This is a genomic window from Streptomyces sp. NPDC031121, assembly GCF_055570615.1.
On record NZ_JBVIGV010000015.1, the window covers coordinates 183,699 to 207,725 of the forward strand.

General features: G+C 75.3%; 20 protein-coding genes and 1 pseudogene. 13 read left to right on the forward strand and 8 right to left on the reverse strand.

Annotated features, from left to right (window positions below):
• Positions 1 to 232 precede the first annotated feature (232 nt).
• From ACZ462_RS26730 to ACZ462_RS26750, 5 genes are read left to right on the forward strand one after another with little or no spacing between them, the layout of a single operon-like run.
• Positions 233 to 1,864 (forward strand): sensor histidine kinase, encoded by a 1,632-nt coding sequence (locus tag ACZ462_RS26730; protein WP_467808566.1) that lies wholly within the window; start codon positions 233 to 235, stop codon positions 1,862 to 1,864.
• Complete coding sequence (locus ACZ462_RS26735; protein WP_189807338.1) at positions 1,861 to 2,298, forward strand: roadblock/LC7 domain-containing protein; 438 nt, start codon at positions 1,861 to 1,863, stop codon at positions 2,296 to 2,298. The genes ACZ462_RS26730 and ACZ462_RS26735 overlap by 4 nt, the downstream gene beginning before the upstream one ends.
• The gene (locus ACZ462_RS26740) at positions 2,295 to 2,654 is read left to right on the forward strand and encodes a DUF742 domain-containing protein (RefSeq protein ID WP_467808564.1); all 360 of its coding nucleotides are present in this window, start codon (positions 2,295 to 2,297) and stop codon (positions 2,652 to 2,654) included. The genes ACZ462_RS26735 and ACZ462_RS26740 overlap by 4 nt, the downstream gene beginning before the upstream one ends.
• Entirely contained in the window at positions 2,635 to 3,285 is a 651-nt protein-coding gene (locus ACZ462_RS26745; RefSeq protein ID WP_467808563.1) for a GTP-binding protein, read from the forward strand. The genes ACZ462_RS26740 and ACZ462_RS26745 overlap by 20 nt, the downstream gene beginning before the upstream one ends.
• Positions 3,282 to 4,649, forward strand: coding sequence for a cytochrome P450 (locus tag ACZ462_RS26750; RefSeq protein ID WP_467808562.1), 1,368 nt, complete (start codon positions 3,282 to 3,284; stop codon positions 4,647 to 4,649). The genes ACZ462_RS26745 and ACZ462_RS26750 overlap by 4 nt, the downstream gene beginning before the upstream one ends.
• 9 nt (positions 4,650 to 4,658) lie before the next feature.
• Here the strand turns inward: ACZ462_RS26750 and ACZ462_RS26755 are convergent, their stop codons facing one another.
• Entirely contained in the window at positions 4,659 to 5,774 is a 1,116-nt protein-coding gene (locus ACZ462_RS26755; RefSeq protein ID WP_467808560.1) for a terpene synthase family protein, read from the reverse strand.
• Between the two features lie 4 nt (positions 5,775 to 5,778).
• Positions 5,779 to 6,690, reverse strand: a complete 912-nt coding sequence (locus ACZ462_RS26760) for an SAM-dependent methyltransferase (protein WP_467808559.1) — start codon at positions 6,688 to 6,690, stop codon at positions 5,779 to 5,781.
• A gap of 227 nt (positions 6,691 to 6,917) precedes the next feature.
• Here ACZ462_RS26760 and ACZ462_RS26765 point away from each other — a divergent pair.
• Both ACZ462_RS26765 and ACZ462_RS26770 read left to right on the forward strand, forming a co-directional pair.
• Positions 6,918 to 7,265, forward strand: a pseudogene (locus ACZ462_RS26765) (DUF6434 domain-containing protein); the annotation flags it as partial.
• Positions 7,266 to 7,523: 258 nt separating this feature from the next.
• On the forward strand, positions 7,524 to 8,543 hold the full coding sequence (locus ACZ462_RS26770) for an enoyl-CoA hydratase/isomerase family protein (RefSeq protein ID WP_467808598.1): 1,020 nt from the start codon (positions 7,524 to 7,526) through the stop codon (positions 8,541 to 8,543).
• On the opposite strand, the gene ACZ462_RS26775 is transcribed toward ACZ462_RS26770, so the two are convergent.
• The 5 genes from ACZ462_RS26775 to ACZ462_RS26795 form a co-directional block, all read right to left on the reverse strand.
• Positions 8,534 to 9,457, reverse strand: coding sequence for an SDR family oxidoreductase (locus tag ACZ462_RS26775; RefSeq protein ID WP_467808558.1), 924 nt, complete (start codon positions 9,455 to 9,457; stop codon positions 8,534 to 8,536). The two genes, ACZ462_RS26770 and ACZ462_RS26775, sit on opposite strands and share 10 nt — an antisense overlap.
• A 9-nt stretch (positions 9,458 to 9,466) precedes the next feature.
• Positions 9,467 to 11,074 (reverse strand): molybdopterin-dependent oxidoreductase, encoded by a 1,608-nt coding sequence (locus ACZ462_RS26780; protein ID WP_467808557.1) that lies wholly within the window; start codon positions 11,072 to 11,074, stop codon positions 9,467 to 9,469.
• A gap of 80 nt (positions 11,075 to 11,154) precedes the next feature.
• Positions 11,155 to 11,484, reverse strand: coding sequence for a hypothetical protein (locus ACZ462_RS26785; protein WP_467808555.1), 330 nt, complete (start codon positions 11,482 to 11,484; stop codon positions 11,155 to 11,157).
• Between the two features lie 196 nt (positions 11,485 to 11,680).
• Positions 11,681 to 14,032 carry an alpha-N-acetylglucosaminidase gene (locus ACZ462_RS26790; protein WP_467809791.1) on the reverse strand — a complete coding sequence of 784 codons (2,352 nt, stop codon included), beginning with the start codon at positions 14,030 to 14,032 and terminating at the stop codon, positions 11,681 to 11,683.
• A 148-nt stretch (positions 14,033 to 14,180) separates the two neighbouring features.
• The gene (locus ACZ462_RS26795) at positions 14,181 to 15,863 is read right to left on the reverse strand and encodes a ricin-type beta-trefoil lectin domain protein (protein ID WP_467809790.1); all 1,683 of its coding nucleotides are present in this window, start codon (positions 15,861 to 15,863) and stop codon (positions 14,181 to 14,183) included.
• A gap of 167 nt (positions 15,864 to 16,030) precedes the next feature.
• On the opposite strand from ACZ462_RS26795, the gene ACZ462_RS26800 reads away from it, so the two are divergent.
• The 3 genes from ACZ462_RS26800 (at position 16,031) to ACZ462_RS26810 (ending at position 18,231) form a co-directional block, all read left to right on the forward strand.
• Positions 16,031 to 16,681, forward strand: coding sequence for a TetR/AcrR family transcriptional regulator (locus ACZ462_RS26800; protein ID WP_467809789.1), 651 nt, complete (start codon positions 16,031 to 16,033; stop codon positions 16,679 to 16,681).
• A gap of 48 nt (positions 16,682 to 16,729) precedes the next feature.
• The gene (locus ACZ462_RS26805; protein WP_467809788.1) at positions 16,730 to 17,701 is read left to right on the forward strand and encodes a serine/threonine dehydratase; all 972 of its coding nucleotides are present in this window, start codon (positions 16,730 to 16,732) and stop codon (positions 17,699 to 17,701) included.
• 167 nt (positions 17,702 to 17,868) lie between these two features.
• Positions 17,869 to 18,231: a hypothetical protein gene (locus tag ACZ462_RS26810; protein ID WP_467809787.1), complete on the forward strand. Its 363-nt coding sequence runs from the start codon at positions 17,869 to 17,871 to the stop codon at positions 18,229 to 18,231.
• A gap of 17 nt (positions 18,232 to 18,248) precedes the next feature.
• Here the strand turns inward: ACZ462_RS26810 and ACZ462_RS26815 are convergent, their stop codons facing one another.
• A complete protein-coding gene (locus tag ACZ462_RS26815; protein WP_467809786.1) occupies positions 18,249 to 19,832 on the reverse strand; it encodes an outer membrane protein assembly factor BamB family protein in 1,584 nt (527 codons plus the stop codon).
• Between the two features lie 247 nt (positions 19,833 to 20,079).
• On the opposite strand from ACZ462_RS26815, the gene ACZ462_RS26820 reads away from it, so the two are divergent.
• Genes ACZ462_RS26820 through ACZ462_RS26830 form a run of 3 tightly spaced genes read left to right on the forward strand, consistent with a single transcriptional unit; the run spans position 20,080 to position 23,934 of the window.
• The gene (locus ACZ462_RS26820; RefSeq protein ID WP_467809785.1) at positions 20,080 to 22,104 is read left to right on the forward strand and encodes an NADPH-dependent 2,4-dienoyl-CoA reductase; all 2,025 of its coding nucleotides are present in this window, start codon (positions 20,080 to 20,082) and stop codon (positions 22,102 to 22,104) included.
• Positions 22,105 to 22,149: 45 nt separating this feature from the next.
• Positions 22,150 to 22,563 carry a PaaI family thioesterase gene (locus tag ACZ462_RS26825; RefSeq protein ID WP_189807352.1) on the forward strand — a complete coding sequence of 138 codons (414 nt, stop codon included), beginning with the start codon at positions 22,150 to 22,152 and terminating at the stop codon, positions 22,561 to 22,563.
• A gap of 3 nt (positions 22,564 to 22,566) precedes the next feature.
• A complete protein-coding gene (locus tag ACZ462_RS26830) occupies positions 22,567 to 23,934 on the forward strand; it encodes an MFS transporter (RefSeq protein WP_467882475.1) in 1,368 nt (455 codons plus the stop codon).
• Positions 23,935 to 24,027: the final 93 nt, after the last annotated feature.

The window sequence follows — 24,027 nt, forward strand, 5'->3', positions numbered from 1 at the left end:
AAGATCATTCTGCCCCCGGGGGAATCGCCGGTTCCGCGCGGGGTACCGGCCAGTAGCAAAGCACGGAAAATCGGCCCCGACCGGCACACAAACGGGTTTCGGCCAGAAAGGCCGCACTCAACCCGGTTGCCCTGTCCGGATCATGACCTGCTGTCAAGGGCCGCGCACGGAGCCGCTAAGATTCCGGGCCGTTGTCCTATGATCATTCGCTTTCGATCGTTTGAGGGTTCTGATGGTTCGCGTGGGATCGTCGCCCGGTAGTCCAGGGGCCACCTCACCCGTCGTATGGGCGCTTCCCGCCCTGGCGACCGCAGTTGCCGCGGCGATCGCCGTCGCAGCGGTCTCCGCACCCGCCCGCACGCCCGTCGCCTGGGTCGGCGCCGTCGCCTTCGCGGCGGTCGCCCTCGCCTGCGCCGTGGCCGCCCGGCGCAGCAGGGCGGTCGCCGTCCTGCGCGCCGCCGTCGCCGCACAGGAGGCGGCGCTCGCCCGGCAGCAGACCGAGACCGTCCGCCTGGCGCAGGAGCTCCTGCCGGACGTCGTCGAACGGCTCCGCAAGGGCGAGTTCCCCGAGGAGGTGCTCGCCTCCCTGGAGGAGCCCGGCACCCACGGGCCGGGACTCACACCCGAGTTCCGGGCCGCCCACCAGGCGGTGCTGCGCTCCGTCCTGGAGGCCGTCGTCGCCGAGGAGGACCTGCGCGACTCCGCGCAGCGCGCCTTCGTCAACATCGCCCGTCGAGTCCAGGCCATCGTCCACCAACAGGCGCAGGAACTGCGCGAGATGGAGGACCGCCACGGCCGCAGCCCCGACGTCTTCGGGGACCTGCTGCGCCTCGACCACGGCACCGCGCTCATCGGGCGCCTCGCCGACTCCATCGCCGTCCTCGGCGGGGCCCGCCCGGGCCGCCAGTGGTCCAAGGCCGTCCCGCTCTACAGCGTGCTCCGCGGCGCCATGTCCCGGATCATCGACTACCAGCGCGTGGAGCTCCACTCGGTCTCCCAGGTCGCCGTGGTCGGCCCGGCGGTCGAACCGCTCATCCACGCCCTCGCCGAACTCCTCGACAACGCCACCCGCTACTCGCCGCCGCAGACCAAGGTCCACCTGACCGCCGTCGACGTGAACTCGGGTATCGCCGTCGAGATCGAGGACGGCGGCGTCAGCATGAGCGAGGAGGCCCGCCGGCGCGCCGAGCGGATGCTCCGCCAGGCGCAGGAGGGCATCGACCTCGCGGACCTGGGCGAGACTCCCCGCCTGGGCCTCGCCGTCGTCGGCCGGCTCTCGCAGGCCTACGACTTCCAGGTCTCGCTGCGCGCGTCGGCGTACGGCGGCGTCCGCGCCGTCCTCGTCATCCCGCAGGACCTGATCACTGCCAGCTCCGCCGCGACCGGCGTCGCCCACGGCATCGGCACCGCTTCCGGTCCGCGTGCCGCCCTGCCCGCCGCCGCGCCCGCCGCGCCGGCGGCCGAGGCACGGCCGGCTGCCGCGGAGCACACGGCTGCCTCCGACGACGCGCCCGCCGCGGCCCGCCCGCCGGCCGCCGCCCGTCATTCGACGGGCCCCCGGCACCCCGAGGACGACGACGTGCCCCTGGTCACCGAGCGGACGGCGACCGGCCTTCCGCAGCGCCGCCGCCGCACCCGCGTCGCGACCCCGGACGAAACGGCCGCGGCCGCCGCGGCACCGGCCGCACCCGCCGCGGCCGCCGTCACACCCGAACCCGAACCCGAACCCGGCATGTGGCTGGCCGCCTTCCAGGGCGGCCTCACCGGGGACACCAGCAGCAAGACCGTCCCGAGCCGCCGCGCCGCAGCAAGCCCGAACACAGACGCCTCGCCGAACACGGCGAGCAAGGGGGAACAGCCATGAGTCAGCAGCAGAGCAACATGGACTGGATGCTCAAGGACCTGGCCGAAAGCGTTCCGCAGACCCGCCACGTCGTCGTCCTGTCCGCCGACGGCCTGCGCATGGCGCAGTACGGCACCGAGACCGACACGGCCGACCGGCTCGCCGCCGCCTGCGCCGGACTCCAGAGCCTGGCCGGCGCCGTCGCCGCCGAACTCCCGCACAGCAGCGGCCGGATGCGGCTCGTCGTGATCGAGATGGACGGCGGGTTCTTCTACCTGATGGCGGCCGGAGCGGGCGCCTACCTGGCCGTCCTGGCCGACGAGGGAGTCGACGCCGGCCTGATGGGCCAGCGCATGCGCGACCTGGTCGCCCGTATCGGCGAGCACCTGAGCAGCCCGCCGCGGGTCGGAGACGCCCCCGGAGCCACCGCGCCCGGGGGAGGGCTGACCGCGTGAGCAACCCGGGCCGGGACTGGGAAGACGGCACTCCCGAGCGGCTCTACGTGATCACGGGCGGGCGGAGCGGACCGGTGTCCCCGGTCCCCCTCGACCTCGTCACCCTGATCATCGCCAAGACGGGGCCCAGGCCCGGGATGCAACCCGAACACGCGGCGATCATGAGGATGTGCGGGTCACCGCTCTCGGTGGCCGAGATCTCCGCCTACCTCGCCCTGCCGGTCAGCGTGGTCACCGTCCTGCTGGGCGACCTGATCACCGCCGGCCACGTGCTCTCACGCCCGCCCGTCGCCCCCGCCAAACTCCCCGACCTGGCACTGATAGAGGCAGTCATCGATGGACTTCGCAAGCTCTGAGCCGCCGCCCACGGCACCCCACCGCGGACATCCCCCGGCCGGTCCCCGGAGCGAGGACGCCCTCCCGGCCACGGCGGCGGCCGCCGTCAAGGTGGTCATCGTCGGCGGCTTCGGCGTCGGCAAGACGACCCTGGTCGGCTCCGTGAGCGAGATCCGCCCGCTCACCACCGAGGAGACGATGACCCAGGCCGGCGTCGGCGTCGACGACACGGCCGGAGTGGAGCGCAAGACCTCCACCACCGTGGCCATGGACTTCGGCCGCATCAGCATCAACGAGGAACTGGTGCTGTACCTCTTCGGCACCCCCGGACAGCAGCGCTTCTGGTTCCTGTGGCGCGGCCTGTTCGAGGGCGCCCTCGGCGCGGTCGTCCTGGTCGACACCCGCCGGCTGGAGGTCAGCTTCGACGTCATCGGGCGCCTGGAGGAGCGCGGCGTGCCCTTCGTCGTCGCCGTCAACGCCTTCCCCGACGCGCCCGAGCACCCGCTGGAGGACCTGCGCGCCGCGCTGGACCTGCCCGAGGCGGTCCCGCTCGTCGTGTGCGACGCCCGCCGCCGCGACTCCAGCCGCGATGTCCTCATGACGCTGATGCGCTACCTGCACTCCCTCGCCGCAACCCCGGAGGCCCTGTGAGTACCCCGCCGTCCGACCCCGCCCTCCCGCCGCCGGGCTGCCCCGCACACCGGCTGTACGGCCCCGAGGCCGAAGCCGACCCGACGGGCCTGTACGAGAGGCTGCGCGCCGAGCACGGCCCCGTCGCGCCCGTCCTCGTCCAGGGCGACCTGCCCGCCTGGCTCGTCCTCGGCCACCGCGAGAACCTCGACGTGGCGCGCACCCCGTCCCGCTTCTCCCGCGACCCACGGCGCTGGCGCGACATGCAGGAGGGCAACGTCCCGCCGGACCACCCGCTGACGCCCATCACCGCCTGGCAGCCGGTCTGCCACCTCGTCGAGGGCGCCGAGCACGAACGGCTGCGCGGCGCGGTCACCGACTCCCTGGAGCGCTTCGACCGCCGCGGCATCCGCCGCTACGTCACGCGGTTCGCGAACCAGCTGATCGACGGCTTCGTCCAGACCGGGCGGGCCGACCTGGTCGCCGACTTCGCCGAGCCGCTGCCGATGCTGGTGATGACGCAGCTCGTCGGCATGCCGGACTCCTACGGCCCGCGCCTCGTCGAGGCCGCCCGCGACATGCTCAAGGGCACCGAGACGGCGGTCGCCAGCAATGCGTACGTCACCGAGACGCTGGAGCACCTGGTCGACCGCAAGCGGGTCGTCCCCGGCCGGGACTTCACCTCCTACCTGCTGGACCACGACACCGACCTGACGGACGACGAGATCGTCGAGCACCTGCGCCTGGTGCTGATCGCGGCCTTCGAGTCGACGGCCAACCTGATCGCGAACACCCTGCGGGTGGTGCTGACCGACCCCCGGTTCCGCGCCAACCTCTCCGGCGGGCACATGACGCTGCCGGACGCCCTGGAACAGGTCCTGTGGGACGACCCGCCGTTCACGACCATCCTGGGCCGCTGGGCGACCGGGGACACCGACCTCGGCGGACGGCACATCAGGGCCGGCGACATGCTGCTGCTCGGCCTGTCCGCGGGCAACGTCGACCCCGACATCCGGCCGGACCTCACCCTGCCCGTCCACGGCAACCGCTCGCACCTGGCGTTCAGCAGCGGCCCCCACGAGTGCCCCGGGCAGGACATCGGCCGCGCCATCGCCGACACCGGCATCGACACCCTCCTGGCGCGGCTGCCCGACCTGGAGCTCGGCGTCCCCGAGGACGGGCTGTCCTGGAGGTCCTCGCTGATGTCCCGCCACCTGGTGGAGCTGCCGGTCTGCTTCACCCCGCACGGGGCCGCGGCCACCGGCGCCACGCCGGTGCCGGCGCGGGTCCCCGCGCCCGCGCCGGTCCGGGTGGCGGCGCCGCCGCGGGCCGCGGGGCCCGCGAGCCGGGCCCCGTGGTGGGCCCGGCTCCTCGGGCGGGGCTGAACCGCCGCGTCAGCCGTCGAGCTGCTGCCACCACCCGGCGAGGGTGGGCACCGGCAGCGGCTCGGCGCTCGTGTCCGACGGGGTGTCCCGGAAGACGACGTCGTACGAGGCCCCCTCGACCGGCAGCGCGTTGCGGTTGCGGGGGCTCGCGTACCGGGGCGCCCGGTTGTGGTACTCGGCGTCGCCGGCGATCCAGTGCTCCAGGGACCGCAGGTACCGCCGGAGCTCCGCTCCCGCGTCCCGCGCCACCTGGTCGCGGAGCCGGACGAAGAAGGAGACCACCCGGTCCCGCAGCGCGACCGCGGCCTCCAGGGCCTCCGCCGGCGTGCAGCCCCGCTCCTGCGCCAGGACGTTCACCAGGTTCTCCTCCAGGGAGCCGTGGTGGTCGTCCTTGTTGTACGAGAAGAAGTCGTTGTCGCACCCGACGATGAAGCCGGCGGCATCGGTCAGCGCCTGCACCTGCGGCGAGTACAGGACCGGCGCCGGCACGTTGATCCCGTTCGCGGCGTCGCACCAGCTCAGGGTGAAGCGGGTGCCGTTCACGGCCATGCGCATCGCCGCGAACTCGTTCAGCGAGGGCATCACGCCCTGCTCCGCGTAACCGGACTGCCAGGTCGAGCCGAACACCCAGTCCTGGATGCCCTGGGTGAAGCGGTTCAGCTGCACCGGCGTCAGCATCTCGTGCGTACGGACCGCCAGGTCCTCCAGCGCCGCGGTGAACGGCCCGGGCGGCAGCAGCCCGGAGCCCGGTGCCCGCACGGCGCGGACGAGCCGCGCCCCGTGGTCGGCGACGTCGGCGGTGCGGGACCTGTCGGTGGCGGCGCCGGAGTCCTGCCAGTCGTCGATCGCGAAGGCCCAGTAGTTCCACTGCGCGAACAGCAGCATCGGCTCCACGTCGCCGAAGGGGATGATCCGGGCGGTGAACTCGGCGCTGCGCGTGGCGAGCCCCCAGGCGCGCTCGGTGTCGTCGGCGTACAGGCGGTGCCCGTCCAGCCAGGCCACGGCGCGCTCTTCGATCTCCGCGGCCTTGGGGTGGATCAGGCCGCGTTCGAACGGGCAGTAGAGCGCGGGCAGCGTCCAGCCGATGCGGGAGGGGGCGGATCCCTTGGCGTACGAGGGCGGCACGCCGTCAGCTCCTCTCCGCCAGGCGGAACAGCAGCAGCCGCGTCTCCAGGGCGTGGTCGCGCCAGATGCGGAACAGCTTGCCGTGGGTGATCGCGGACTCCTGGAGCCGCTCGCGCGACCAGGCCGAACGGGCACCGGTGAGCTCGATGCGGTCGAGCTCGGCGGTGTTCCAGGCCATCGACTGCACCCAGAACTCGGCGACCCGGTCGGTGACGTCCTCGTCCTGCTCCAGCTCGAAGCCCGCCGCCTCGGCGGCCCGCAGGTACTCGGTCAGGGTGCCCAGCCGCGTCTTGTAGTAGCCGTCGATGAACTCCGTCCACTCCGGCCGGCAGATGAAGTGCTCCTGGATGCCGAACCAGCCGCCCGGCTTGAGGCTGTCCGCCACGACCCGGAAGAGCCGGTCGCGGTCCATGTAGCCGGAGCTCTCGTTCGCGTACGCCGCGTCGTACTTCAGCTCGGTGCTGAAGTCGTGGACGTCCGCCAGGAGCGGCGTGACGCGGTCGGCCACGCCCGCCTGGAGCGCGAAGTCCTCGATCACGGGTATGTGGTCGGCGGCGACGGTGAGCCCCGTGACCGAAGCACCGTGCTCCTGCGCCCAGTACAGGGAGCCGCCGCCCACCCCGCAGCCGATGTCGAGGAGCCGTGCGGGCGGGTTGACGTACGCGCCCCAGGAGCGGGCGGCGTGGTCGACGATCGCCTCCTGCGACTCGACGATGCGGCGCTTGAGCACCCGCTGGGTGACGGTGGTGTTGGGGGTCGCGCCCTGCGGGAACAGCCCCATGTGGAAGTGCACCCGGGGTCCGGGGCCGTACTTGTGGAGGATGTCCGCCGTCTTGCGGCTGTAGTAGAGCGGTACTTGGCTCTCGTCGAAGGTCGTGGCACCCGCGGGTGTGGGGACGACGAGGTTGCTGTCCATCGGTTCTCCAGTCGCGTGGGGGTGTTCATCGGCCGCCCCACTCTGCCCGTAAGTGATCGATATAAGTCGTGAGTCACTCGAGGGATGAGCATAGCCACAGCAGAAAGGGCTGCAATTCCAGCCATTTGATGGCACGTCAGGGCCACAGGCCCGATCGGGAAGGGTTCTACGGGCGGGCGGGAAGTGCATCCGGGCCGGTCCCGGGGCCCGCAGCCTAGAATGGGAACATGCATACGAATAACGGGGAGTCCCGTCCCGCCCTGACGGCGGAACTCACCGGTGCCGAGTTGCGGCGCTGGTATTGGACGCTCGCCGAACTCGGCGTCCTCGCACGGGCCATGGGGGTGTCCGCCGGCGGCGGCAAAGCCGCCCTGACCGCGCGGCTGGCCGCCGCGCTCGACGGGCTGCCGGCCCCCGGCCCGGCCCGGCCCGCCCCCCGGAAGGCGGCCCGGCAGCTCACGGCACCCGTCGACGGCCGCACGGCCATCCCGCAGGGACAGCGGTGCAGCCAGGTCCTCCGGGAGTTCTTCACCCGCGAGATCGGCCCGTCCTTCCATTTCGGCGCCGCCATGCGGGACTTCGTCGCGCACGGCGCCGGCCGCACCCTCGCCGAGGCCGTCGCACACTGGCACGCCACCCGCGCCGCCGCCGCCGAACCACGGCCGATAGCCGGCCAGTTCGAGTTCAACCGCTTCCTGCGCGACTGGCACGCCCGCCACCCCGGCCGCCCCCGCGCCGACGCCCTGGCCGCCTGGCGGGCCCACCGCTCCCGCCCCCGCGGCGGACCGTCCATACTGGCTGCCGTGAACAGCGAAGACGCCGCCGACCACCTCCTGTCCCACCGGCAGGGGCGCACCGGGGTGATCACCCTGAACCGCCCCCGGGCCCTGAACGCCCTCACGCACCCCATGGTGCTGCGCATGGAGGAGGTCCTCCTCGCCTGGGCGCGCGACCCGGAGGTCGAACAGGTCCTCGTCCGCGGCGCCGGCGAGCGCGGCCTGTGCGCGGGCGGCGACATCCGGGCCATCCACGACGACGCCAAGGCCGGCACCTCGGCCTCGGCCGCCTTCTGGCGCGACGAGTACCGCCTCAACGCGCTCATCGCCCGCTACCCCAAGCCCTACGTCGCCCTCATGGACGGCATCACCATGGGCGGCGGCGTCGGCGTGTCCGCCCACGGCAGCGTCCGCATCGTCACCGAGCGCTCCCGCGTCGCCATGCCGGAGACAGGCATCGGCTTCGTCCCCGACGTCGGCGGCACCTGGCTGCTCTCCCGCGCCCCCGGCCGCCTCGGCACCCACCTCGCGCTCACCGGCGCCGCCGTGGGGGCCGCCGACGCCCTCCTGTGCGGCCTCGCCGACCACCACGTGCCCGCACAGCGGCTCCCCGAGCTGGCCGCCGCCCTCGCGGACGCCCCCGCCCGCGAGGCGGTCCTGCGGTTCGCGACCGAACCCGCCCCGGGCGTCCTCGCCGGCCGGAGGCACTGGATCGACCGGTGCCACGCCGCCGACACCGTCGAGGAGACCGTCGCGCGGCTCCTCGCCGAGGACGACCCGGCCGCGAAGGAGGCCGCCGAAACGATCCTGGCCAAGTCCCCGACCGCGCTGAAGGTCACCCTCGCCGCGATGCGCCGCACCGCCGCCCTGCCCTCGCTGGAGGACGCCCTCGCCCAGGAGTACCGGGTCTCCTGCAACGCCCTGCGCTCACCGGACCTCGTCGAGGGCATCCGCGCCCAGGTCGTCGACAAGGACCGCGCCCCGCGCTGGAACCCGGCGGTGCTCGCCGACGTCTCCGACGCCGACGTGGCCCGGTTCTTCGCCCCGCCCGCGCAGCCCCCGGCGGATCAGCGGTAGCCGGCGGTGTCCGCCGGCAGCCCCGGGTCCTGGACCTCGACCAGGTACCTCCAGGCGTCCGGCCGGCTCCCGTCCAGGTCCGTGAAGCCGTACACGCGGGCGAGCTGCCCGCTGGAGAGCGACTGCCCGTTCCAGCGGGCGGCCTCCGGGTCGGCGGCGAGCGCGGCGACCGCCCGGCCCACGTACGCGGGACTCTCCGAGATCGCGAAGTGCGGGACCTGCTCCAGGGCGTCCCGCCAGGTGGCCTCGGTCACCCCGTACGCGTCCAGCATCATCTCCGAGCGCAGCCAGCCCGGCGTCAGCGCGACCGCCGTCGCCCCGCGCGGGCCCAGCTCGTGGCCGAGGGCGAACGCCATCCGCAGCACCGCCGACTTCGCGACGTCGTAGAAGAACGACACCCGGTACCGGCTCGCGTTGTACTCGGCGGTGCCGTCCGTCATCTCCACCACCAGCCCGCCCGGCCGCCGCAGCAGCAGCGGAATCGCGTAGTGGCTGGTGATGGCGTGGGTGTCGACGGCGAGCCGCAGCAGCCGCAGCCCGTTGTCCAGGTCGTGGTCCCACACGGTGCCGTCCCACTCGAACAGCAGCTCGCCGCCCCAGATGTCGTTCACCAGCACGTCCAGACGCCCCTGCTCGGCGTCGATCCGCCGGACCAGGGACTCCACCTGCTCGGGCACCAGGTGGTCCGCGACCACCGCGATCCCCTTCCCGCCCGCCGCGGTGACCAGCTCCGCCGTCTCCTCCACCGTCTCCGGCCGGTCGTACTCCGAACGCCGGCCGCGCGTGCTGCGCCCGGTCACGTACACCGTCGCGCCCTGCGCGCCCAGTTCGACCGCGATGCCGCGGCCCGCGCCCCGCGTCGCCCCGGCGACCAGGGCGACCTTCCCGTCGAGGTTCTGCCGTGTCTGCGCCATGCCCCGACCCTATGCCGACCCGCCCCACCCGGGGGGCCGGACGTCCAGGGTCACCGTGTGCAGGCCGGTCGCCCCGTCCGGCAGGACCGGGGCGCGGGCCTCCGTCTGCACGGCCCCGGTGCCGTCCACCGCCCGCACCTGGAGCGTGTGCCGGCCGGGGGAGGCCTCCCACGGCCACGACCACAGCCGCCACGTGTCGACCCCGTCCGCGGCGGCGAGCCGGGCCTGCCGCCAGGGGCCGCCGTCGACCCGCACCTCCACCCGGGAGATGCCGCGGTGCTGCGCCCACGCGACCCCGGCCACCGCGATCCGGCCCGCCGCGGGCCGGGCGGAGGGGCGCGGCGTGTCGATCCGGGACTGCGTCTTGACGGGCGCCCGCGCCGCCCAGGACCGGCGAACCCAGTACGCGTCGTACGCGGCGAAGGTCGTCAGCCGCAGCTCGCGCAGCCACTTGCAGGCCGACACGTACCCGTACAGCCCCGGGACCACCATCCGGACGGGGAAGCCGTGCGCGAAGGGCAGCGGCTCGCCGTTCATCCCGACGGCGAGGAGCGCCTCCCGGCCGTCCATGACGGTCTCGACGGGCGTGCCCAGCGTCATCCCGTCCACCGACCGCGCCACCAGCTGGTCGGCGGGCCCGCCGCGGGAGGGCGGCCGTACGCCGGCCTCGCGCAGCAGGTCGGCCAGGCGGACGCCGAGCCAGCGGGCGTTGCCCGCGTACGGCCCGCCGACCTCGTTCGACACGCACGTCAGCGTGATGTCGTGCTCCACGAGCGGCCGTCGCAGCAGGTCGCGCAGGCCGAGGTCCAGCGGGCGGGTGACGCCCTCGCCGTGGATCCGCAGCCGCCAGGCGTCCGCGTCCACGCGCGGCACCACCAGGGCGGTGTCCACCCGGTAGAACTCCCGGTTCGGGGTGAAGAACCGGGACGCCCCCGGCACCCGCGGGTCTGCGCCGGGCGGCACCGGCGGCGCGGGCACCGCGGGCGGCGGCAGGGCCAGCGCCGCCCGGGAGGCCGTCGCGGTGGCGGAGCCGTGCGCGCCGAGCCGCCGGCCGGCGTACCCGGCGACCGCCGAGGCGGCGAGGACGCCCGCGGCGAGCCGCCCGAAGCCGCGCCGGTCCATCGCCCGCGCCCCGCCGGGCGGGGCGCCCGCGGGCCGGGGCCGGCGCAGGGCGCGGGCGAGCGCGTAGAGCACCACGGCGGCGGTGAGGCCCCCGGCCGCCGACGGCACCGCGTCGCGCCAGGAGGCCCCCGGCCGGCCGAGGGCGGCCGCCGCCCCGAGGAGCCCGACGGCGGCGGCGACGGCCGCCCCCGCCCGGAGGCGGCGCGCGGCGAGCACGCCGGCCGAGGCGGCGACCGCGGCGAGGACGAGCAGGATCCCGGCGGCCAGCAGCGGCTTGTCGGCGGTTCCGAACGTGCGGACCGCCCACTCCTTCACGGCGGCCGGGGCGAGGTCGACGAGCGTGCCTCCCACCGCGGCGACGGGGGCCGCCTCGGGGCGGACCGCGGCAGCGCCCAGCTCGGCCGCGGCCAGGCCCGCGCACGCCGCGAGGAGCCCGCAGGCGGCGCCGCCGAGGAGGAGGCGCCGCCGCCCGGATCCCGTCTTCCCGCCTGCCATGTGCAGTCCGTCCGCCGACCGGTCGCCCGACCCCTCCAGTGTCCCGCCGCGCCCGGCCGCCGCGCGCCGCCACCGCCGTGTCAGACGCGCGGGTTGCCCTCCGCCGCGACGCGCTCGGCGGCCTGCCGGGCCACCGTCTCCAGCCGGTCCTCCGCGGCGGCGCCGGGGTCTTCGGCCGTGCCGGCCAGGCGGGGGGCGAGCCCGCCGCGCTTGCGGAGTTCCACCACCCCGTCCGTGAGGAGCTCGACCGGCTCGCCGGGATGCGGCACGCCCGGCACCCGCTCACCGGCGGCGGGCGGTGCGGGCGCCGGCGGCGCGGCGGCGGCCCCCCGGCCCTCGGCGGCCGGTGCGTCCGGCGCGGGGCCCTCCTGCCCGGACCGGCCGGGCCGCTCGTGTCCGGTGTCGGACATGCTCGCTGCACTCCTGCTCGTGTCATGCCGTCACGGCGTCGGAAGGGGCGGCCGCCGGATCCCCGGCGGCCGCCCCTGCTCGCTTCCGGGACAGTGAAGCGAGTGCCCGCCCCGGGCGGCGGCCGGATGCCGGGTTCTCCCTCCCAGGAGGCGCGCAATTCCCTCGAACGGGTGAAGTGTGTCGGGGTAGGCCCGGCTACCGGGCCGCCGCCAGCAGCCGGGCCACGCCGGAGGCGAGCGCGTACGGGTCCCCGGTCGGCCCGTGCGCCTTTGAGGGGTGCCGGGTCGTGCGCCGGGCCCACTCCTCCTCGAAGGCGTGCCAGTCGATCTCGCGCGGCGCGGTCCCGCCGGCCAGCGCCTCCTCCAGCGAGGCGAAGTACGCCGCCCAGCGCGGCGCGTACAACTCCCGCACCAGGCCGCCCCACTCGCGGTTCGCGTAGTCGTGCAGGAACCCGCCCTCGCTGGTGCTGCGCCGGCCCCACACGCTCAGGATCGAGCGGGCGTCGTACTCGTACCGGTCCTGCTCCGCCCGGTCCGCACCCCAGGAGCGGGCGGCGGAGAGCCAGGTGCCCAGCAGCAGGTGCGGGTCGGAGCCCGCCAGCGCGTCCAGCCGGCGCTCGGCGTCCTGCCAGGCGGCGGTCAGCTCGCGGAACGCGGCCAGGTCGCGGGCCGTGTACGCGGCCCGGATCCGCGGCAGCAGCACCCGCGAGTGGTTGGCGAGCGCCTGCCGGGCGGTGTCCACCAGGTCGAAGCGGTAGGCGCTGGAGCCGCGCAGCCGCGGATCCACCTTCAGGAGGTGGTCCAGCGCCCGGCGCACCGAATCGGCCGGGTAGCGCATCGACTTGGGGCTCCAGTAGGCGGCCGTGGCCGCGGTCAGGCTCGGCCGGGCCGCGAACAGGCTGTCCTGGGACTCCGACCACAGGCCGGACGAGGTGCTGTAGGGCCCCTTGCGCAGCTCCTCCCACGCCGCGGCGGCCTCCTCGTCGGGCCGCCCGTAGCGCCGGGCCGCGAACGCGGCGAACCACGCCCGGTGGTCGATCGGGCCCGGCTCCCAGGCGAGGTCGGTGAACAGGTCGAAGGCGGCGGGGTTGGTTCCGGTGGCCTCGGGCAGGTAGGCGGTGCCGCGCAGCGCGCTGTCCTCCTTGGCCCGCCAGGCGCCGAACCGGTCCAGCCACACGGAGGTGTTGGCGCCGACGGTGGTGTGCCCGCCGAAGTTGTAGATCGTGCCGAGCGCGTACGGGGCGCCGCCCCAGCGGGCCTCCCGGTCCAGGCGGTTGTACCGGTCGGACAGGCCGTCCAGGATCAGCAGCTTCGAGGTGTCCGTCCCCGCGAGCAGTTCCTGGCGGGGGCTGTCCTGCCAGCCCAGCACCGCCCACAGCGCCCCGGGGTGCGCGGCGTGCAGGGCGGCCTGGACGGCGCCGGAGGCCGCCCGCACGTCCACCGGGCCGGCCGTTCCGCCCTCGTGGAGCGGGCTCATCCGGTACATGGTGCTGTCGCCGAACACCGCGCGCTGCTCGGCGTAGTAGGCGGCGGCCACCTTCCCGAACACCGGCGAGGACGGGTCCAGCCAGTCGGGCCGCTCGAAGCCCGCCCAGTCGCCCTGCGGCACCGTGGCCGCGCCCGGGTTGCGGGCGGCGAAGCCGGGCGGGACGGTCCCGTAGTAGCCGGGCAGTACCGGGGTCATGCCCAGGCCGCGCAGCTGCCCGGCGATCCTCCGGCCGATGGCCGCGCGCTCGCGCATCACCCGCTCGGAGACGGGCCCGCCGAAGCCGCTCAGGTTCTGCAGCAGCCACCAGCTCTGGTGGGCGGGGCCCGGGATCCACGCGCGCAGCTCCGCGGGGGTGTACCCGAAGCGCTGGAAGGTCCGGTAGTACGGGTACTCGGCGCCGACCTGCACGAACACCTCGTTCACGCCGTGCAGGGCCAGGAGGTCGATCTGCCGCTGGTGCTGCTCGAAGGTGCGGTACGGGCCCGAGTAGCCGTCGTCGGTGTCGTTGAGGGCGTACCGGTGGGGCACCAGGGCGCTGCGGGTGACGGGCGCGGGCACGGCGGGCAGCCGCGCGGGCAGCATGCCGGTGCTCTCGCCGGGCCAGCCGATGTCGACGCCGGCGACGTGCTGGAGGTACCAGCCGACGCCGGTCAGCAGGGTCGCGCCGGTCGAGCCGCGGACGGTGATCGCGCCGGTCCTCCCCGAGACGGTGAAGGTGTCCTGGCCCGCCGCCGGGTCGGGTACGAGGGTGAACTGGTTCGCGTGCCGCGGCAGCAGGCGCCGCAGGGCGGCCCGCGCGGGGCCGGCGTCGAAGGTGCGGGGTGCCTGCCCGGCCTCGGCCGGCGGGGCGGCGGCGCCCGCCCCGTCCGCCGGTGGGGCGGCGGCGCGGGCGGGGGCCGGGCCGGGCAGGGCGGCGGCCAGGGCCAGGGCGAGCAGCGCGGCGGGGAGCGCGGCGAGGGGGCGGAGGCGGGGGCGGGTACGGGAGGCGGGGCGGAGGGCCCGCCCGCGCGGGCGCGGCCGGCCGCGGCCCGCCGCCGGAGGTTCTGGGTGGTTCGTCATGGCTCCGTCGCGTGCGGGAGGCGGGACACGGGTGGGCTCGGGGGAGGGGCGGGGGCGGGGGGCATGGGCGTGGGGGTGCGGGCCGGGGACGGCCGCCGTCCGGCGGGTGCGGGCGGCGCCCGCACCGCGGGTGCCGCCCGGCGTTCCGTCAGACCGGCAGGGACCAGGCCTGGTCGACCCGGTGGTCGCCGCAGTCGGCCAGCCGCAGGCGCTCGGCCGGGGCGTCCGCCGTGGCCGGCGGGGCGGGCGCGGTCAGGCAGAGCCCGTACGCGGCCGAGACGAGGGTCCCGTCGCGGCGGTGCGTCCAGCGCTGCCCCGGCTGCCGGGGAGCGCAGCGCGCGAGTGCGACGAGGCCGTCGGTGCCCGCGGCCAGGCACTGGCCGGCCAGCCGGAGCGTCGAGTCGGGGGCGACGACCCACCGCTGGTCGGCGGCGGCCGTGCACGCGGCGAGGACGACCGCGCCGACGCCGGTGGTGTTGGCGCCGTCCGCGCACTTCACGCCGTCACCGGTGATCTGGCCGGTCGGGACGGCGTCCCCGCAGCCCTTGTGCGGAGTGAGCCGCCAGACCGCCGTGTCGTGCCCGGCGAGCTTCCCCGTCAGGTCGGCGGAGACCTCCGCGCGGCCGCCGCTCCACAGGTCCTTGGCGGTCACCGTGCAGTTGTACAGCCCGATGTCGGCGAGCGGGACGGAGATGTCGCGGGTGGCGGCGGACCGGTTGAGGACGGCGACCGCCCGGTCCCCGTTCGCCAGCGGCCGGGCGAGCACCTCGAAGGTGGCGTTCGCGGAGACCACCGCGCCCTGGCGGCCCATGGGGTCCTGGTCCAGGGCGATCAGGTCGGTGTTGCCGAGCGCGGCGAGCCCGCCGGGGGTGAGCGAGGAGACGTCGGAGGAGAGGATGAACGGGGCGGCCATCATCGCCCACAGCGCGACCTGGCTGCGGCTCTCGGCGTCGGTCAGGCCGGGGGCGCCCGCGATGAGGAAGTCGGGGTCGTTCCAGTTGCCGGGGCCGGCGTACCGGCCGAGCCAGCGGTTGTACCCGTAGTTGCCGAGGACGGAACTCCAGCGGGAGGTGGCCGGCGCGGCCGGGTTGTGGACCTTGATGTCCTTGCCCTCGCGCCACAGCTGCCCGGTCTCGCCGACCCAGTCGATGACCTTGTGCCAGTCGGCGGAGCCCCATTCGCCCTGCTGGAAGTAGGCCGGTGCGGACGCCGACAGGACCATGGGCCGGCCGGTGTCGCGCAGTGCGCGGGCCACGGCGTTGTAGGCGTCGCGGTAGGCCTGTTCCTTCGTCCTGCCGGGCGGCACCCACAGGTTGCAGCCGTCCATCTTGACGTAGTCGGCCTTCCAGGACGCGAACAGCCGGGCGTCCCGGGCGTAGTGGTCGGGGCCGCCGCCCTCGGGGGAGCCGCTGCCGGGGTACTTCTCGCAGGTGAGCGAGCCGGCGTCCTGGTAGATGCCGAACTTCAGCCCCTTCGCGTGCAGGTACTCGCCCAGCCAGGCCATGCCGTGCGGGAACTTCTCCGCGTCGACGACGAGGTTGCCGTCCGCGTCCCGGCTGCGGGTCATCCAGCAGTCGTCGACGGTGACCGTGTCGTACCCCTTGGCGGCCAGGCCGCTGGAGACCAGCGCGTCGGCGTTGGCGACGACCTTCGCCTCGTCGATGTCGCACATGTAGTGCGCCCAGTTGTTCCAGCCCATCGGCGGGGTCAGGGCGAGCGGGGTGTCCGAGGTCGCGGTGGGCTCGGCCGCCGCGGTGGCGGGGGCCAGGCCGAGGGCGAGCAGGGCGGCCGCGGTGAGGCAGGGGAGCGACGCACGCAGGCGAGGCGGCACGGAGTCTCCTTGCGAGGGGGCGGTGGTGCGCCCAGTGCAGCGGTGTGACTACCCGCTGTCAACAAAGGCCGATGGTTTGTGCCGTGATGACCAGCAATATGGGTGTAGGCCGGTCACGCGATCGGGCAGCGACCGCGTGTGTGACAGTGGCTGATACGCTGTATCACATGCCGCGCAGATCACCCGCCCTGGACCGGGCCACCCCCTCGGCGATCGCGGAGGCCGCACTGCGGATCATCGACGAGGACGGCCCCGGCGCGCTCAGCTTCCGCTCCCTCGCCGACCGGCTCGGCGTCTCCCACGCCACCGTCCAGCGCCGCTGCACCGACCTCGCGGGCCTGCTGGACCTGTGCACCGACCACCTCGCGCGCCGCCTGCCCGAGGTGCCCGCCGGAACCGGCTGGGCCGAGGCTGCGGAACTCCGCTTCACCGCCCTCTACCGGCTGCTGGTCGCCCACCCCGGGCTCCTGGTGCTCCGCGGGAGCCGCCCGTGGACCGGCCGCGAGCTGCTGGCCCGGCTCGTCGAGCCCTCCCTGGCGGACAGCACGGCCGCCGGGATGGCCCCCGCCGAGGCCATGGCCGTCTACCGGGGCATGTACCTGCTCACCCTCGGCTGCGCCGCCTTCGTCGACCACCGCAACCCCGCCGCGGTCACCGCCGCCTCGCGGACCGCGATCGCCGCCCTCGATCCCGATGACTTCCCCGTCCTGACGGCCGCCCTGCCCGAGATCCTGCCCGTCCTCACCGACCACGCCGTGTACGCCGCCGCCCTGCGCCGGCTGATCGACGCCGCCCGGCCCGACACCCCGCGGCCCTGACGGGCGCCGCCCCGCACGCCCCCACCCCAGCGAAAGGGAACCGCCCCCGTGGAAGAGCAGCTCGACCCCGCGGCCGTGCGCGCCGCCGCCGCCCGGATCGCCGGGGCCGTCCGGCCCGCCGCCGTGGTGCCCGCCGCCGAAGGCGTCTGGTACGCCCTGGAGCACCTCCAGCACACCGGCTCCTTCAAGGCCCGCGGCGCCCACAACTTCCTGGCCGCGCACCGCGCCGCCGGAACGCTGCCCTACGCCGGAGTCGCCATCGCCTCCGGCGGCAACGCCGGCCTCGCCTGCGCCTGGGCGGCCCGCGCCCACTCCGTGCCCGCCACCGTCTTCCTCCCGGCCACCGCGCCCCGGATCAAGGTGGACCGGCTGCGCGGCTACGGCGCGGACGTCCGCCTCGTCGGCGAGCGGTACGCCGAGGCGCAGGCCGCCTGCGCGGAGTTCACGGCCCGCAGCGGCGCCCTCGCCTCCCACGCGTACGACCACCCCCTCGTCGCGGCCGGCGCCGGAACCCTGCTGGAGGAGGTACGGGCCGCCCTGCCCGGCCTGGACGCGGTCGTCGTCGCCGTCGGCGGCGGCGGACTCCTCGCGGGCGTCGCCACCGCCGCCCGGGAGCACGGCGTGCGCGTCGTCGCCGCCGAACCGGAGGGCTGCCGGGCCCTGTCCGCCGCGCTGGAGGCGGGCCGGCCCGTCGACGTCCCGGTGGCCTCGGTCGCCGCGGACTCGCTGGGGGCCACCCGCGTCTCCGCGGACGCCCTCACTGCCGCCCTCGCCGGCGGTGTCCGCTCGGTCCTCGTGCCCGACTCCGCGATCGTCTCGGCCCGGCGGACGCTGTGGGAGGAGCACCGGATCGTGGTCGAGGCGGGTGCCGCGACGGCCCTGGCCGCCGCCCGCACCGCCCCCGAGCCGCTCGGCGAGCGCGTCGCCGTGGTGCTGTGCGGGGCGAACACCGACCCGTCGGACCTGGCCGCGGGCCTGCCCGCGCGCCGCCCCGGGCTGCCGGCGGCGCCCGGGAGCTGAACTCGCCCGCCCCGTAAGGCTGCCCGCGTCACGGCAGCACGACGATCGTTGCGCCGACCTGCGACTTTCGGGGACAGCGCGGCCGTGTCCCGTCCTGCGAAAGTCCTCGTGTCAGAAGGAAACACCCCGCGACACGCGACACGGGGAAGACGCACGGAGGAACGGGCATGGCACAGCGCAAGGGATGTCTCATCGGCTGCGGAGTGGCGCTGGCCATCGGCATCGCCGGCGCGGTGGCGCTGGCGTTCGGGCTCACCAAGGTGGTCGACGCCGCGAACAAGACCATGATCGACCCGGCGGTGTACGCCGCCCTGCAGGTCGGCGACGCGGAGGACGCCGTCCGCGCCAAGCTGCCGTCGGGCGATTCCTTCATGAAGGAGGCCCTCAAGTCGGGCGGCCCGGCCGAGCCCGCGGGCAGCACCTGCTCCTGGTTCATCAACGGCGACGGCGAGTCGGCCGGCGAGACCGTCTACCGCCTCTGCTTCAAGGACGGCAAGCTCGCCGAGAAGGTCCAGTACCCGCTCAAGTAGCGGCCGGCCGGCCCCGGTTACCTGCCGAACGACAGCAGCGCGTGGTGGACGAGGCCGGGCTCCGGGCTCTTCACCCTCCCGTTGAGCAGGAACAGCCGCCCGCCGGCCCACGCCGTGTGCGCGCCGTGCGAGAAGAAGACCTCCTGCGCCCCCGCGGCGCCGGACGGGCTCTGCAGGAACACCTCCAGCGCGCCGTCGGCCGGCTTCAGCGCGGCCATCGCGCCCGCCGCCCTGCCTTCGGGCCACAGGTAGGCGACGACCTTGCCGTCCTCCAGGGCCGTCGGCCAGATCCGGCGGCCGCCGGGGGCCTTCGCCCGCCACTTCTCCTTGCCGGTGGCGAGGTCCACGGCGATGACGTGGTCGGTGAGGTCGATGCCCAGTTCGCGGCCCGGGCTGCCGCCGGCGAGGTACAGGGTGTCGGCGTCGGCCACCGCCGCGGGGCAGTCGCCCAGGCTGCCGCTGCCGTCGCCCCAGCCGTTGCACCGCTTGTCGGTCCCGAACGGCGCCTCGCCGTGCGAGCGGACCTTGCCGTCCGCGGTGAACGCGGTGAGGCTCCACACCTTCCGGCCGCTGTGGTAGGCAGCCGCGACCAGCGGGTCGGCGGACAGGACCCGGCCGACGGTCCAGCCGCTCTCGAAGCCGTGGCCCCACTTCGCCGCACCCGTGGCCGGGTCGACCTCCTCCAGCAGGGGGCGGCCCGCCCCCGGGGCGCCGCCCGCGTCGGGGCACTGGCGGACGAGGACCAGCCGGGCGCCGCCGCCGAAGGCCACCGGGTGGCAGCCGCCCGTCTTGGAGGTCCCGAAGAGCTTCCTGCCGTCCGTGGCCGAAAACCCTCTCATGACGGCCGACCGGGCGACGGCCACGGTGTCACCCGAGACCGCCATCTGCAGCTCCAGCGCCGTGTCGTAGTCGTTCTCCTTCGGCACGGGGGCCTTCCAGCCCGCCTTGCCCGCCGCGAGGTCGATCTGCTGGAGCGCGTTGCAGTGGGTCGTGGGCCCCTGGCCCTCCCGCACCGCGACGACGAGCTTCCCTCCGGCCGCCGGCGCCTGCGGCACCCCGCACACGGGGGTCTCCAGCTGCACCTTCCACTTCTCCCGGCCGTCGGCCGCCCCGTACCCGGCGACTTCCCTGTCCACGGCCCGGACCACCACTTCGCCCACGCGCCACGGACCGTACTGCCGGGCGCCCGCCCCGGCCACCTCCACGCGGTTCTCCAGCAGCCAGATCGGAGCCTCGCCGGGCTTGATGCCGGCGTTCGGGTCGACGGTGTCCGGGCCGGTGCCGGTCCCCTTGCCGTCGCCCTTGTCCACGGGGGCCGACGGGGAGGGGGGCGGAGACGCGGACGCCCCACCGCCCGCGGACGGCTCCGCGTCGCCGGACGGGCCGCCGAACACGGCCCAGCCGAAACCGGCGACGGCGAGCGCCGCGGCGGCCAGTGCCGCCACCACCGCGGCCCGCTCGCCCCGCAGCCCGCGCCGAGGGGCCCGTACGGGTGCCTCGGGGGCGTACGGCTGCGGCGCCGGGCCGAAACCGGGGGGCGCCGACGGCTGCTGCGGAGGGACGTCGGGCTTCGGCGGCTCGCCGTGATCACGACCGGTCATGGGAAGAGTGTGGCCGGTGGGGCCCCTGCCGGGGACCGCATTTCCGGACTTCCCCCGCCCGGTCGCGCGGACCACCCGGCTGCGCCGGGCCTGGCCGGACCGCCGGGTGTGGGTTCCGCCACAGCGGGCGGACGGTCGGCCCGCCGCGCCGGGGGAGTGGCCCCCACCTGGTTATGCACCTAGTTGCAAAAGGGTGGTCTCCTCGCTACAACAGGTTCCATCCACCCCCGCGCGAGGAGGCGCCCCCATGAGTTCCCAGAGCCGGTACCCCCACCTGCTGAGCCCCCTGGACCTCGGTTTCACCACCCTGCCGAACCGCGTGGTCATGGGCTCGATGCACACCGGTCTGGAGGAGCACGCGGGCGGGTTCGAGCGCCTCGCCGCCTTCTACGCCGAGCGCGCCCGCGGCGGCGCCGGCCTCATCGTCACCGGCGGCATCGCCCCCAACGACGCGGGCCGGCCCTTCGAGGGCGGCTCCCGCCTCACCACCGAGGAGGAGGCCGCCGAGCACCGGGTGATCACCGAGGCGGTCCACGCCGAGGGCGGGAAGATCGCCATGCAGATCCTCCACTTCGGCCGCTACGCGTACCACAAGGACCTCGTCGCCCCCAGCGCCCTCCAGGCCCCCATCAGCCCCTTCGTCCCGAACGAGCTGAGCGACGCCGAGGTCGAGCAGACCGTCGAGGACTTCGTCCGCGCCGCCCGCCTCGCCAGGCTCGCCGGCTACGACGGCGTCGAGATCATGGGCTCGGAGGGCTACCTGGTCAACGAGTTCATCGCCGCCGCCACCAACCGCCGCGAGGACCGCTGGGGCGGCTCGTACGAGAACCGCGTCCGCTTCCCCCTGGAGATCGTCCGGCGCACCCGCGAGGCCGTCGGCCCCGACTTCATCCTGGTCTACCGCCTCTCCATGCTCGACCTGGTCCCCGGCGGCTCCACCCTCGACGAGGTCGTCCACCTCGCCAAGGAGATCGAGGCCGCGGGCGCCACCATCATCAACACCGGCATCGGCTGGCACGAGGCCCGCATCCCCACCATCGCGACCTCCGTCCCGCGCGGCGCCTACACCTGGGTCACCAAGCGGCTGATGGGCGCGGTCTCCGTCCCGCTCGTCACCAGCAACCGCATCAACACCCCCGAGAAGGCCGAGGAGATCCTCGCCGAAGGCCGCGCCGACCTCGTCTCCCTGGCCCGCCCCTTCCTCGCCGACGCCGACTTCGTCGCCAAGGCCGCCGCGGGCCGCCCCGAGGCCATCAACACCTGCATCGGCTGCAACCAGGCCTGCCTCGACCACACCTTCAGCGGCAAGATCACCAGCTGCCTGGTCAACCCCCGCGCCTGCCACGAGACCGAGCTCGTCCTCTCACCCACCCGGCTCGCCAAGCGCGTCGCCGTCGTCGGCGCCGGCCCGGCCGGCCTCGCCTGCGCCGTCACCGCCGCCGAACGCGGGCACACCGTCACCCTGTTCGAGGCCTCCGGCCACATCGGCGGCCAGCTCGACATCGCCCGCCGCATCCCCGGCAAGGAGGAGTTCGAGGAGACCATCCGCTACTTCGGCCACCAGCTCGCCGAGCGCGGCGTCGAGGTCCGCCTGAACACCGCCGCCGACCCGGAGCTCCTGCGCGGCTACGACGAGGTCGTCGTCGCCACCGGCGTCACCCCCCGCACCCCCGCCATCGATGGCGTCGACCACGCCAAGGTCGTCAGCTACCTCGACGTCCTGCGCGACGGCGCCCCCGTCGGCGAGAACGTCGCCGTCGTCGGCGCCGGCGGCATCGGCTTCGACGTCGCCGAGTACCTCACCGACAGCGGCGAGGGCGCCTCCCAGGACCCGGACGTCTACTTCCGCCACTGGGGCGTCGACACCTCCTACGCCGGCCCCGGCGGCCTGACCGCCCCCGACCGCCCGGCCTCCCCGCGCCGCGTCCACCTCCTCCAGCGCAAGACCACCAAGGTCGGCGCCGGCCTCGGCACCACCACCGGCTGGATCCACCGCGCCGAGCTCAAGCACCGCGGCGTCGTCTCCGTCGCCGGCGCCTCCTACGACCGCATCGACGACGAGGGCCTGCACATCACCGTCGACGGCGAGCAGCGCCTCGTCCCCGCCGACACCGTCGTGCTGTGCACCGGCCAGGAGCCGCGCCGCGACCTCTACGAGGAGCTGCGCGCGGCCGGCGTCGCGGCCCACCTGATCGGCGGCGCCGACGTCGCCGCCGAGCTCGACGCCAAGCGGGCCATCCGCCAGGGCACCGAGCTGGCCGCCTCGCTCTGACCGAAAAGGATTGTGGCGGCCCCGCCGGGCCGCCACAATCTGCGGGTGACCCTGACACCGGCAGACGCAGACAAGGTCCTCAAGGACAACTTCGCCCCGTGGGTGCTGGCCCTGGGCCTGACCGTCGAGGAGACGGGCGACCGGCACGCCGTGCTGCGGCTGCCCTGGTCCGGCGAGCTGGCCCGGGACGGCGGCGGGCTGTCCGGGCAGGCCCTGATGGCCGCCGCCGACACCGCCACCGTCATCGCGATCAGCGCCGCCCGCGGCGGGTACGGGCCGATGACGACCGTCCAGCAGTCGACGAGCTTCCAGAGGCCCGTGGCCGGATCCGACGTGCTCATCGAGGTCCGGGTGACCAAGCTGGGCAAGCGGATGGCCTTCGCGGACATCACGATGACACCGGAGGGTGCGCAGGACCCGGCCGCGACCGCGTCGACGGTCTACGCGCTCCTCGGCTGACGCGTGGCGCCTGCCTCCCCAACCCCGTTACCGCAGGATCCGGCACCGCCGCTCCGGCGGAACCGGAACTTCACCGTCTTCTGGCTGGGCCAGGCCCTGTCCGTCCTCGGCGGCTCGATCACCTACCTCGCCCTGCCGCTGCTCGTCCTCGACGCGACCGGGTCCATCGTCCGGATGGGCCTGCTCACCGTCGTCATGGGCGCCACGGGCATCGCGACGGGGCTGTTCGCCGGGTACGTCGTCGACCGCACCGACCGGCGCCGCCTGATGGTCGCCTGCGACCTGGGGCGCGCCGTGCTCCTCGGCGCGGTGCCGTTCGTATGGCTCGCCGGGCCGCGCCTGTGGGTGCTGTACGTGCTGACGGCGGTCGTGACCGTCCTCAAGACGCTCTTCGACGTGGCGTACGTGACCGCGGTGCCGGCCCTGGTGCGCAGGGAGGACCTCGCTGCCGCGAACGCCCGGCTGATGGGCACCTTCGCGGTCGGCACGCTGTTCGGGCCGGTGGCGGCCGGCCTCGTCACGGCCGGGGTGGGCGCCGCCTGGGCGCTCGCGGTGGACGGGGCGACCTTCCTCGTCTCGGCGCTCAGCCTGCGCTGGGTGGCCTTCGGCACGGCGCCGCACTCCACGGCCCCCGGCGACGCGGGCGGGTCCGGGCGGGACGGGGTGCGCGGACGGCTCCGCGAGGTGTTCACGACCGGCTTCGCGTTCCTGTGGGCCCACCGGCTGCTGCGGCCGCTGACCGTCCTGCTCACCCTGCTGACGTTCCTCACGATGGGCGCCACCGACCTGCTGGTCTTCCGACTGCAGGAGGACCTCGGCCGGGACGCGGCCGTCGTCGGCCTCGTCGTCGCCGTGAGCGGCCTCGGCGTCGTCGCCGCGTCCGCCTGCGCGGCCCGGCTGCGCCGCGCCTTCGGGTTCGGACCGTGCTGGCTGGGGTCGGTCGCGCTGATCGGGGCCGCCGTGGCCGTGACCGGGACCAGCACCGGCGTGCCGGTGATCGCCGCGGCCGCAGCGGTGTTCATGTTCGGGATGACCCTCGGCGGCGTCAGCTCCATGACCCTGCGCCAGGAGGTCACCCCCGAGCCGCTGCTCGGCCGGGTCACCTCGGCGTTCTGGACGGTCCACAACGCCGCCGGCCCGATCGGCGCCGCCGTCCTCACCCTGTGCGCGGGCCGCTGGGGCGTCACGCCGGTCAGCCTCGCCGGCGCGGTGTTCTGCCTGCTGATCGCGGCCGCCGGGCTGCTGACGCCGCTGCGCTCGGCCCGGTCCGGCGGCCGGCCCGCCCCGCCGGCGGCGGCCGGGGCCGGACCGGGGCCCGCCGGCGCGGCCGGCGCGGACACCGGCGGCGCCGGCGGGGCGAAGCAGACGTGATCCCGGCCGGCCCGGCCGGGCCGGCCGGGATCCGGGCCCGCACCCCGCGCGGGCGCACGGGCCCGGCGTACGCCTGCGCCCCCGTCGGCGCGC

What these genes read in the sequence shown, in the direction of transcription:
- ACZ462_RS26730 (WP_467808566.1), top strand. Translation starts at nt 233, where the DNA reads ATGGTTCGCGTGGGATCGTCGCCCGGTAGTCCAGGGGCCACCTCACCC.
- ACZ462_RS26735 (WP_189807338.1), top strand. Translation starts at nt 1,861, where the DNA reads ATGAGTCAGCAGCAGAGCAACATGGACTGGATGCTCAAGGACCTGGCC.
- ACZ462_RS26745 (WP_467808563.1), top strand. Translation starts at nt 2,635, where the DNA reads ATGGACTTCGCAAGCTCTGAGCCGCCGCCCACGGCACCCCACCGCGGA.
- ACZ462_RS26760 (WP_467808559.1), bottom strand. Translation starts at nt 6,690, where the DNA reads ATGGACAGCAACCTCGTCGTCCCCACACCCGCGGGTGCCACGACCTTC.
- ACZ462_RS26775 (WP_467808558.1), bottom strand. Translation starts at nt 9,457, where the DNA reads ATGGCGCAGACACGGCAGAACCTCGACGGGAAGGTCGCCCTGGTCGCC.
- ACZ462_RS26780 (WP_467808557.1), bottom strand. Translation starts at nt 11,074, where the DNA reads ATGGCAGGCGGGAAGACGGGATCCGGGCGGCGGCGCCTCCTCCTCGGC.
- ACZ462_RS26785 (WP_467808555.1), bottom strand. Translation starts at nt 11,484, where the DNA reads ATGTCCGACACCGGACACGAGCGGCCCGGCCGGTCCGGGCAGGAGGGC.
- ACZ462_RS26790 (WP_467809791.1), bottom strand. Translation starts at nt 14,032, where the DNA reads ATGACGAACCACCCAGAACCTCCGGCGGCGGGCCGCGGCCGGCCGCGC.
- ACZ462_RS26800 (WP_467809789.1), top strand. Translation starts at nt 16,031, where the DNA reads ATGCCGCGCAGATCACCCGCCCTGGACCGGGCCACCCCCTCGGCGATC.
- ACZ462_RS26810 (WP_467809787.1), top strand. Translation starts at nt 17,869, where the DNA reads ATGGCACAGCGCAAGGGATGTCTCATCGGCTGCGGAGTGGCGCTGGCC.
- ACZ462_RS26815 (WP_467809786.1), bottom strand. Translation starts at nt 19,832, where the DNA reads ATGACCGGTCGTGATCACGGCGAGCCGCCGAAGCCCGACGTCCCTCCG.
- ACZ462_RS26820 (WP_467809785.1), top strand. Translation starts at nt 20,080, where the DNA reads ATGAGTTCCCAGAGCCGGTACCCCCACCTGCTGAGCCCCCTGGACCTC.